Here is a 9,864-nt window from a genome sequence, read left to right on the forward strand (position 1 = left end):
GGACCGGCTGGGCTCGGCCCAGGAAGACATTGACGGTGGCGACCGCCAGGGTGACGACCAGGACCGGGCCGAAAAGCTGGGGCAGGGCCGCCAGCGGATAGAGTTTCTGGGCGAAGAACAGGCCGGTCGCCGCCCAGACGATGACGCTCAGGGGGCCGGTGATCACGGCGGTCATCACCGCCACCGTCAGCCAGGGGCGGTCGTCCACATTGACGAACCGCGTCACGATCCGGCTGCACAGATGCCCCCACAGCCCGCCCAGGATCATCATCAGCACCCAGTAGGCCAGGCGCTGGACATAGGGGGCGTTGGCGCTGCCGAAGGCGCCGGTGGTCGCCAGGAAGACCCCGACCAGGCTGGCGACGACAAGGCCGCGCAGGAAGGTTCGGCGACGGTCGGCGGCGGGAGACGTCATGGCGGCTTTCGAAGCAGGGACGCCTGTCTGAAATCATGATTTCGGGGGCGGAGGAAGGGGCGTCCGTTCGCGAAGCCGGGGTGGTCGTTGACGCAGAACGGGAGGCGCGACCGCGAGCCGGGCTTCAGAAGCGGCGAGACACATCGCCGGAGGTTCCCCTTGTTTCGTCACGCCCGTTTCGCCCGTTTCGCCCCGTCCATCGCCGCCCTTGTCCTGCTGGGCGTCCCCATTGTCGCCTATCTGGCGGCGGACGGGGGGCGGATCGCCCTGCTCGGGTTCAGTTTGCGCGCGCCGGACTTCGGCCTGCTGGCGGCGGCGCCGACCGCGATCCAGATCCATGTGGCGGCGGCCCTGACCGCCCTGGCCATCGGCATCGTGCTGCTGGCGGGGATCAAGGGGACGCGGCTGCACCGGGCGCTGGGCTGGATCTGGGTGCTGGCCATGGGGACGACGGCGGTCAGCTCGTTCTTCATCCACACGATCAACCCCGACGGGCCGGCCGGCCTGTCGTTCATCCATCTGATCAGCGGCTGGACGGTGGTGAGCCTGCCGATGGCGGTCCATGCTGCGCGGCGTCACAAGGTGCAGGCGCACCGGCGGGCGATGACGGGCATGTTCGTGGGCGGGTTGATCGTCGCCGGCGCGCTGACCTTCCTGCCCGGCCGGCTGATGTGGGCGATCTTCTTCAGCTAGCGGGGCGACATGCCGACGACGGCGCGGAAGCCGGCGGCGGCGAAGCGGACCATATAGTCGCCGGCCGTCTCCAGATCCCCGGACCGGGCCAGGCCGCCCGACAGCCGGTCCAGACGGCCCGTCTCGCCCAGGGTCAGGGTCAGGGCGCCCGACAGATTGTGATAGCCCCAGTACAGGTCCACCTCGCTGGCGTCCGGCAGGACCACGGCGATCAGCTCGATCAGACGACGGATGGCGGGGTCGAAATAGCGGGCCATGGTCTCGCCCCCGAAGGTGGGGTTGGCGTTGGTCTGGGCCACCAGGGCGGCATAGTGTTTCCAGCCCGGCCCGCCCTTCAGCGACCATTCGAACGGGGGGCGCAGGAAGGCCTCGAGCAGGCCCTCCAGGGTCATGTCCGGCCCGGCGGCCTCGGCGTAACGATCAATGGCGGCGACGCGGTCGTCGTTCCAGACCTCGGCCCGGCGCAGGAAGACGGCGTCGAACAGATCGCGCTTGGCCCCGAAATAGTAATGGACAAGTGCGGTGTCCACGCCCGCCTCGCGCGCCACCTCGCGGATGGTGACGCCGTAGAAGCCGTGTTTGGAGAACAGGTCTTCGGCCGCGTCCAGGATCAGGTCGCGGGTCTCGCCCGCCGCCTTGGCCTGGGTCTTGGGCGGGCGCCCGCGCCGGGCCGGAACCTGGCCAGGAAGAGCGCCGGCGGCCGCCTTGCGGCGCGCGGCGGCGATGGGGCGGACGGCGGCGGGCGAGGCGTCGAGCTTGCTCATGTCCTTCAGGCTAGGCGGGCGTTCGCACCGGTGCAACGGCGCCACGCCCGGGATCGAACCGGCGGCGCGGTGACGCGGGGGAAGGGGAGGGTTTGACAGACAGCGTAAACCGGGTCAGGTTCAGGAAAATCATTGAACGCTGAATAAAAGCGTCAATCGGGCTGGAAACGACAACCGAAGGGGTAGGATCATGAGACATCATGTGAAGTGCGCGCTGCTGGCCGGCGCGGCGTGGGGCGTGCTGGCGGGGGCTTCCACGGCCCAGGACGCCGAGGCGGCGGCCCAGGCGGCCAATGCAGGGCAGGCCAATATGGTCGAGGACATCGTCGTCACCGCCCGTCGGCGCGACGAACAGCTGAAGGACGTGCCGGTCGCGGTCTCGGCCCTCAGCGCCGAGCGGCTGGAACAGACCGGCGCGACCAATATCACGGCCCTGCAGCAGCAGACGCCGAACGCCACGGTGCAGATCGCCCGCGGCTCCAACTCGACCCTGATCAGCTTCATCCGCGGCGTGGGCCAGCAGGATCCGCTGTGGGGCTTCGAGCCCGGCGTCGGCCTCTATATCGACGACGTCTATGTGGCCCGTCCCCAGGGCGCGGTGCTGGACATCTTCGACATCTCGCGGATCGAGGTGCTTCGCGGGCCGCAGGGCACCCTCTACGGCCGCAACACCATCGGCGGTGCGATCAAATACGTCACCAAGCGGCTGGGCGACGATCCCAGCCTGACGGCGCGGGCCGAGGTGGGCTCGTACAATGAGCGCAACTTCCTGCTGTCCGGATCGGTCCCGGTGGGTGACACCTTCGCCATCGGCGGCGCGGTCGCCACCTATCAGCACGACGGCTACGGCGAGAACCTGAACACCGGCCAGGACCAGTACGACAAGGACGTCACCGCCTATCGCGCCAGCGCCGAATGGACGCCGAACGACAGCCTGTTCTTCCGTCTGGCCTGGGACCGGGTCGAGGACGACTCCAGCCCCCGTCACGGCCACCGCGAGGTGAACTCGACCACCGGCGGCTATACGCCCCCGGCCAACGAATATGACACCTACGCCGGCATCACCGGCGAGCAGAAGGTGGTCACCGAGGGCGTGTCCCTGACCGGCGAATACCGGGTCAACGACATGCTGACCCTGAAGTCGATCACCGCCTATCGCAGCGGCGACACCGAGACCATCATCGACTTCGACCAGACGCCGCTGCCAACCCTGGACGTGCCGGCCATCTATTCGGACGACCAGTTCACCCAGGAGTTCCAGGCCCTGTTCACCGGCGATCGCTGGTCGGGCGTGGCGGGCGTCTTCTATCTGGACGGCACCTCCTCGGGCGCCTTCGACACCATCGCGGGCAATCTGGGCCTGGCCATCGCGGCGGCGGGGTCGGTGGACACAAAGTCCTTCTCGGTGTTCGGCGACTTCAGCTACGACATCTCTGACCGGCTGCACGTCTCGCTGGGCGGGCGCTACACCAAGGACGACAAGGACGCCTCGGTCCTGCGCCTCTTCTATCTGGGCGCCACGCCGACGCCCTACACCGGCGGAGTCGCCCGGCCGATCTTCGCCACACGCACCGACTACACCGCTTCGGACAGCTTCGAGAAGTTCACGCCGCGCGCCAGCATCTCGTATGACTTCAGCGAGGAAATCACGGGCTACGCCTCGGTCAGCCAGGGCTTCAAGTCGGGCGGCTGGGACATGCGGGGCGACGCCGCCCTGGTGCCACAGACGGTCAATGGCTACCAGCCCGAGACGGTCACCACCTATGAGCTGGGCCTGAAGGGGTCGGCCTTCGACCGGCGGATGAATTTCGCCTCGGCGGTCTTCTATTCCGACTACAAGGACCAGCAGATCACGACCCAGCAGGTGGCCACGGCCCCGGCCGTCGGCATCGCCTCGGTGGTCGACAACGCCGGCGCCTCGACCATCTACGGCTTCGAGCTGGAAGGGTCGGCCTTCCTGACCGACGACATCACCGCCAACTTCTCGCTGGGCTATCTGAAGAACGAGTTCGACGAGTTCATCACCCGGATCACCGGCACGCCGGTCGATATCTCCGACACCCGCGAGCCGCAGAACTCGCCCGAATGGTCGGCCTATTACGGCATGACCTGGCGGGGCGACATCATGGGCGGGGAGATCCGGGTCACGCCGTCGCTGTCCTATCGCTCGGACTACCACCTGTTCGACACGCCGGATCCCATCCTGGACCAGGACGGCTATGTCCTGGCCGACGCCAGCGTGGTCTGGATCGCGCCAAGCAAACAGTGGGAGGTCGGCCTGTTCGGCCGCAACCTGACCGATGTCCGCTACAAGGTCGGGGGCTACAGCTTCCCGGGCGCGACCTACAACAACTCGATCAGCGCCTTCTACGGCCCGCCGACCACCTATTCGGCGCGCCTGACCTACCGGTTCTGATTGTCACCAAATGCCTGATGCTGGGGCGGCGGTTTTCGGGCCGCCGCCCTTTGCTTTGCAGAGACCAGACTTGGGGCTAGGCTCGCCCCAACAAGAAAAATACGCCGAGGGAAACGCCGATGACGACCGACACGCTGACGGACGCGCAGGCGCCCGCGCCGCACCGACCGGGCTACCGCTTCTATGTGCTGGCGGTGCTGATCCTGATCTACATGCTGAACTTCCTGGACCGGCAGATCATCGGCATCCTGGCCGCGCCGCTGAAGGAAGAGTTCGGCATGTCCGACAGCCAGTTCGGCCTGTTGGGCGGCATCGCCTTCGCATCGGTCTATTCGACCCTGGCCATTCCCCTGGCCTGGATGGCTGATCGGTTCAGCCGGGTCTGGATCATGACCGGAGCCCTGGCGGTCTGGTCCGGCTTCACCGCCCTGTGCGGCATGACGGGGTCGTTCGGTCAGCTGTTCCTGTGCCGTATGGGCGTGGGCGTGGGCGAGGCGGGCGGGGTCGCCCCGGCCTATTCGCTGATCGCCGACTATTTCCCGCCCCATCAAAGGGCGCGGGCCCTCGCGGCCTTCGCCTTCGGGATTCCGCTGGGCATGGCGGCGGGCACCCTGGTCGGGGGGCTGCTGGCGGCGACCTACGGCTGGCGCACGGCCTTCATCGTCGTCGGCCTGCTGGGCCTGCTGGTCGCGCCCCTGCTGAGGCTGACGGTGAAGGATCCCCAGCGCGGCGGAACCGATGCGGTCAAGACCGAGGCCCAGGTCGCCGCCCTGGCGGCCGCGCCGGCCGGCACGGACCGGGCGGGCAGGATCGCGGCCCAGGTCATGCTGGGCCTGGGCGCCGGGCTGCTGCTCCTGGCGGCGGCGAACTGGTTGCTGGGCGTGTCCCTGGGCAGTCCGCTGGTCCTGGCCTTCGGCGGCCTGCTGGCCGGGGTGATCGGCGTGTCGCTGATGGTGGCGCGACGCACCGCCTCGGTGGTGATCCGCAAGCCCAGCTTCTGGCTGCTGGGCCTGGGCGCGGCCTCGTCCTCGGTGTGCGGCTATGGCGTCGCGGGCTGGTTGCCGCTGTTCTTCATGCGCAGCTTCGACCTGACCCTGCGTCAGACCAGCTGGTATTACGCCGGCATCGCCCTGATCGGCGGTCTGCTGGGCATCTGGCTGGGCGGCATGATCGCCGACAAGCTGTCGAAAAAGGGCAAGGGCGCCTATCCCCTGACCCCGGCCATCGCCTTCCTGATCTCGGCGCCCTGTTTCATCTTGGCGATGAACTCGCCCTGGCTGATCGGCCTGGTCCTGCCGGGCGGCGGCAGCAACACCCAGCAGCTGGTCCTGGCCTTCCTGATCTTCCTGTTGCCGACCGGCCTGAACCTGGCCTGGCTGGGGCCGATCACGGCGGCGGTCCAGCATCTGGTCCCGGCGGCCATGCGGTCCACAGCCTCGGCCCTGTTCCTGCTGCTGAACAATCTGCTGGGGATCGCGGTCGGCTTCTACTATTTCGGCTGGATGAGCGACCTGCTGGCGCCCCGGTTCGGGGAAGAGAGCCTGAGGTGGGCCATCTACACCGGCATGGGCTTCTATGTGCTGGCGGCGGTCCTGCTGATCGGGGCCTCGCGGACGCTGAAGCGGGACTGGGTCGACTGAAGCTTAGACCAAAACCATGGTCGACCCCTGTTGCGCCTGCGAAGGGGCGAAGCCTATAAGCCCCGCAAACCCTTCCCAGCAAAGATTGCGGCGGTCGCCATGAACATCCACGAATATCAGGCCAAGCAGGTTCTCAAGGGCTTCGGCGCCCCGGTCGCCGAGGGCGTGCCCATCACCTCGGCCGATCAGGCCGAGGCCGCCGCCAAGCAACTGCCTGGCCCGCTCTATGTCGTGAAGTCGCAGATCCACGCCGGCGGCCGCGGCAAGGGCAAGTTCAAGGAACTGCCGGCCGACGCCAAGGGCGGCGTGCGCCTGGCCTTCTCGATCGAGGACGTGGTCAAGAACGCCAAGGAAATGCTGGGCAACACCCTGGTCACCGCCCAGACGGGCGAGGCCGGCAAGCAGGTCAACCGCCTCTATATCGAGGACGGCGCCGACATCGCCCGCGAACTGTACTGCTCGCTGCTGGTCGACCGTCAGTATGGCCGCGTGGCCTTCGTCGTCTCGACCGAGGGCGGCATGGACATCGAGGCCGTCGCCCATGACACGCCCGAGAAGATCCAGACCATCGTCATCGACCCCGCCACGGGCGTGACCGAGGCCGACGTCGCCGCCATCAACGCCGCCTACGGCCTGACGGGCGATGCGGCCGAAGACGGCAAGTCGCTGTTCCCGGCGCTGTACAAGGCCTTCGTCGAGAAGGACATGGCCATGCTGGAAGTGAACCCGCTGATCGTCATGGAGAACGGCCGTCTGCGCGTCCTGGACGCCAAGGTCAGCTTCGACGGCAACGCCCTGTTCCGCCACGAGGACATGCGCGCCCTGCGCGACGAGACCGAGGAAGACGCCAAGGAAATCGAAGCCTCCAAGTGGGACCTCGCCTATGTCTCGCTGGACGGCAACATCGGCTGCATGGTCAACGGCGCCGGCCTGGCCATGGCGACGATGGACATCATCAAGCTGTACGGCAAGGAGCCGGCCAACTTCTGTGACGTCGGCGGCGGCGCCGGCAAGGAGAAGGTCGCTGCGGCCTTCAAGATCATCACCGCCGACCCGAACGTCCAGGGCATCCTGGTCAACATCTTCGGCGGCATCATGAAGTGCGACGTCATCGCCGAGGGCGTCGTCGCCGCGGTGAAGGAAGTCGGTCTGAAGGTGCCGCTGGTCGTGCGTCTGGAAGGCACCAACGCCGAACTGGGCAAGAAAATCCTGAACGAGTCGGGCCTGACCATCCAGGCCGCCGACGATCTGGACGACGCCGCCCAGAAGATCGTCGCGGCGGTCGGCTAGGTCCGGCGGCTCGCCCCCAGGCGGACGTCGTCGATGGCCGTGTTCGAAGTCGTCGCCCTGGCCCTGGCGCCGGAGCGGCATGTCGCGGCCTTCGTCGATCACTTCCGCCGCAAGGGGGCCGCGCGCGTTCGCGTCTATTTCGACGGCGCGGCCGCGCCGGCGCCGGACGCCGTGGGCCTGGCTGAAGGCGAGCTGATCGTCTGTGACGACGCCTTCTGGTCCGCCCTTGGCGGTCGGCCGGCGACGGTCGAGGGTCGGCAAAGGGTCGTCTATGGCGCGGCCTATCGCGGCCTGGCCGCCGACTGGCTGCTGGTCGTCGATATAGACGAGCGGCTGTTCGGCGCGGTCTCGCCGGCCGCCGTGCTGGAGGCGGTTCCGGCCGACTATGAGTCCGTCATCTTCGAGACCGTCGAGGCGGTCTGGCGATCCGGGGACGATCTCAATCTGGAATACGGGGCCAGTCTGGCCCGCAAGTCCTACAGCGGGCCGTTCTGGTCCGAGCTGAGTCACGGCCTCTATCCGGGCGCCGGCAAGTTCTTCGTCCGGGGGCTGCTGGGCCACCATATGGGCAAGCACGCCGTGCGGCGCGGCCTGGCCGACATCACCGTCTGCATCCACGAATCCAAGCGGGCGGAGGTTCCGTTGAAGGCCGCCCGCGCCCGCGACCTCGGCGCTGGCGGTCGGGCCTGGCTGCTCCACTATGACGCCATCAGCCTGGACGGCTGGCGCGCCAAATGGGATCGACGGCTGGCTGTCGGCGATACGGCGGAGTGCGGCCGCCGCCGTAGACGACAGCAGACAGACTACGCCGAGGCGCGGGCCGCGGGCCGGGAGGCCGCGCTGTTCGAGAGACTGTACGCCCTGACGCCGGTTCAGGCCTGGATTCTGCGGCGGCTGGGATTGTTGCTCGATATTCCGAGCCCCCGCTGGCCGACAAGGGACTGACTTGCCCCGTCTCGCTCCACGGCCTATGTGTTCCACATAACCCGTGTAGACCAATGACCCGCAACCTGACCCTCGCCATCGACGACGACCTGCTCGACAAGGTGCGGGTTCTGGCCGCCATGAAGCGGACCAGCGTCAACGAGATGGTGCGCGGCTTTCTGACACGGCTGGTCGAGCAGGAGACCTCAAAGGACGAGGCGCGCGAGGCGCTGCTGAAACTGATCGACGAATCCGAAGGCCGCGGAGGCGAGGGTTGGCGTCCGCTCACACGGGAAGAAACCTACAGCGGAGACCCTCGGTTTGATCGCGAGTTCTGAGGTCTTTCTCGACACCAATATTCTGCTCTACGCCGCTCTTGGTCGCGACCATGCGGGGCATAGGTGGGAGCGTGCGCGCGAGATCGTGCTGACCGAGGACTATTGCACCTCGGGCCAGGTGCTCGCCGAGTTCTACAACAACGCCACGCGCAAGGGCGCGCCGCCGCTTTCGTCGGACAAGGCCCGCGAATGGGTCCGCGTCGTCGCCATGAAGCCCTGCCAGCCGATCACGCCGGAGGTGGTGGTCGCGGGCGTCGACAACGCCCGCCGCTATCAGCTGTCCTACTGGGACGGCGCCATCATCGCCGCCGCCGAGCGGCTGGGCGCCAAGGTGCTCTATTCCGAAGTTCTCAATCACGGTCAGACCTACGGGTCGGTCCGCGTCGAAAACCCCTTCCTCTCCGCCTAGCCAAAGAAGCGAGACCCCATGTCCATCCTCGTCAACAAAGACACCAAGATCATCGTCCAGGGCCTGACCGGCAAGACCGGCGGCTTCCACACCGAACAGGCCCTGGCCTATCACGGGACCAAGATGGTCGCCGGCGTGCACCCGACCAAGGGCGGCACGAACTGGACGGGTTCGCACGGCGAAACCCTGCCCATCTACGCCTCGGTCGCCGAAGCCAAGGACGCCACGGGCGCCGACGCCTCGGTGATCTATGTCCCGCCGTCGGGCGCCGCCGCCGCCATCATCGAGGCCATCGACGCCGAGATCCCCTTCATCACCTGCATCACCGAGGGCATCCCGGTGCTGGACATGGTCAACGTCAAGCGCCGCCTGGAAGGCTCCAAGTCGCGCCTGCTGGGTCCGAACTGCCCGGGCATCCTGACGCCGGACGAGTGCAAGATCGGCATCATGCCGGGCAATATCTTCAAGAAGGGCTCGGTCGGCATCGTGTCGCGTTCGGGCACCCTGACCTATGAGGCCGTGTTCCAGACCACCAACGAAGGCCTGGGCCAGACCACGGCCGTCGGCATCGGCGGCGATCCGGTCAAGGGCACCGAGTTCATCGACGTGCTGGAACTGTTCCTGGCCGACCCGGAAACCACCTCGATCATCATGATCGGCGAGATCGGCGGGGGCGCCGAAGAAGACGCCGCCCAATTCCTGATCGACGAAGCCAAGAAGGGCCGCAAGAAGCCGATGGCCGGCTTCATCGCGGGCCGCACGGCTCCGAAGGGCCGCACCATGGGCCACGCCGGCGCCGTCGTCTCGGGCGGCAAGGGCGATGCGGAATCCAAGATCGCGGCGATGGAAGCCGCCGGCATCCGCATGTCGGAATCGCCGGCCCGCCTGGGCAAGACCCTGGTGGAAGTGCTGAAGGGTTAAGGAGCCAAGGCGCACAGGCGCCTCTCCCTCCCCCTGCGGGGGAGGGGCGTCGCG

At 67.6% G+C, this 9,864-nt stretch carries 9 protein-coding genes and 1 pseudogene; 8 read left to right on the plus strand and 2 right to left on the minus strand.

What is annotated here, in order from left to right:
* Positions 1 to 415 (minus strand): annotated as a pseudogene (locus ER13_RS13635) (hypothetical protein); the annotation flags it as partial.
* 159 nt (positions 416 to 574) lie between these two features.
* On the opposite strand from ER13_RS13635, the gene ER13_RS13640 reads away from it, so the two are divergent.
* Positions 575 to 1,108 (plus strand): DUF2306 domain-containing protein, encoded by a 534-nt coding sequence (locus ER13_RS13640; protein ID WP_035310068.1) that lies wholly within the window; start codon positions 575 to 577, stop codon positions 1,106 to 1,108.
* Here ER13_RS13640 and ER13_RS13645 read toward each other — a convergent pair.
* Complete coding sequence (locus ER13_RS13645) at positions 1,105 to 1,872, minus strand: TetR/AcrR family transcriptional regulator (RefSeq protein WP_035310069.1); 768 nt, start codon at positions 1,870 to 1,872, stop codon at positions 1,105 to 1,107. The genes ER13_RS13640 and ER13_RS13645 overlap by 4 nt on opposite strands.
* A 190-nt stretch (positions 1,873 to 2,062) precedes the next feature.
* On the opposite strand from ER13_RS13645, the gene ER13_RS13650 reads away from it, so the two are divergent.
* The 7 genes from ER13_RS13650 to sucD all read left to right on the plus strand — a co-directional run bounded on the left by ER13_RS13650 (position 2,063) and on the right by sucD (position 9,810).
* A complete protein-coding gene (locus ER13_RS13650; RefSeq protein WP_008263148.1) occupies positions 2,063 to 4,288 on the plus strand; it encodes a TonB-dependent receptor in 2,226 nt (741 codons plus the stop codon).
* A gap of 119 nt (positions 4,289 to 4,407) precedes the next feature.
* Positions 4,408 to 5,928, plus strand: coding sequence for an MFS transporter (locus ER13_RS13655; RefSeq protein WP_008259696.1), 1,521 nt, complete (start codon positions 4,408 to 4,410; stop codon positions 5,926 to 5,928).
* Between the two features lie 99 nt (positions 5,929 to 6,027).
* Positions 6,028 to 7,218 carry an ADP-forming succinate--CoA ligase subunit beta gene (sucC, locus tag ER13_RS13660; RefSeq protein ID WP_008263529.1) on the plus strand — a complete coding sequence of 397 codons (1,191 nt, stop codon included), beginning with the start codon at positions 6,028 to 6,030 and terminating at the stop codon, positions 7,216 to 7,218.
* A 33-nt stretch (positions 7,219 to 7,251) separates the two neighbouring features.
* Entirely contained in the window at positions 7,252 to 8,163 is a 912-nt protein-coding gene (locus ER13_RS13665; RefSeq protein WP_035310071.1) for a hypothetical protein, read from the plus strand.
* A gap of 53 nt (positions 8,164 to 8,216) precedes the next feature.
* A complete protein-coding gene (locus tag ER13_RS13670) occupies positions 8,217 to 8,480 on the plus strand; it encodes a ribbon-helix-helix protein, CopG family (protein WP_035310073.1) in 264 nt (87 codons plus the stop codon).
* Complete coding sequence (locus ER13_RS13675) at positions 8,464 to 8,889, plus strand: PIN domain-containing protein (protein ID WP_035310075.1); 426 nt, start codon at positions 8,464 to 8,466, stop codon at positions 8,887 to 8,889. Before ER13_RS13670 ends, ER13_RS13675 begins: the two co-directional genes overlap by 17 nt.
* A gap of 18 nt (positions 8,890 to 8,907) precedes the next feature.
* Positions 8,908 to 9,810, plus strand: a complete 903-nt coding sequence (sucD, locus tag ER13_RS13680) for a succinate--CoA ligase subunit alpha (RefSeq protein WP_008262761.1) — start codon at positions 8,908 to 8,910, stop codon at positions 9,808 to 9,810.
* Positions 9,811 to 9,864 lie beyond the last annotated feature (54 nt).

The organism is Brevundimonas sp. EAKA (assembly GCF_000698025.1).
In the GTDB taxonomy this organism is placed as follows: domain Bacteria; phylum Pseudomonadota; class Alphaproteobacteria; order Caulobacterales; family Caulobacteraceae; genus Brevundimonas; species Brevundimonas mediterranea_A.

Bases quoted from the DNA above. Each gene is read 5' to 3' on its own strand.
- ER13_RS13665 (WP_035310071.1), top strand. From the start codon at position 7,252: ATGGCCGTGTTCGAAGTCGTCGCCCTGGCCCTGGCGCCGGAGCGGCAT.
- ER13_RS13670 (WP_035310073.1), top strand. From the start codon at position 8,217: ATGACCCGCAACCTGACCCTCGCCATCGACGACGACCTGCTCGACAAG.
- sucC (WP_008263529.1), top strand. From the start codon at position 6,028: ATGAACATCCACGAATATCAGGCCAAGCAGGTTCTCAAGGGCTTCGGC.
- ER13_RS13645 (WP_035310069.1), bottom strand. From the start codon at position 1,872: ATGAGCAAGCTCGACGCCTCGCCCGCCGCCGTCCGCCCCATCGCCGCC.
- ER13_RS13650 (WP_008263148.1), top strand. From the start codon at position 2,063: ATGAGACATCATGTGAAGTGCGCGCTGCTGGCCGGCGCGGCGTGGGGC.
- sucD (WP_008262761.1), top strand. From the start codon at position 8,908: ATGTCCATCCTCGTCAACAAAGACACCAAGATCATCGTCCAGGGCCTG.
- ER13_RS13655 (WP_008259696.1), top strand. From the start codon at position 4,408: ATGACGACCGACACGCTGACGGACGCGCAGGCGCCCGCGCCGCACCGA.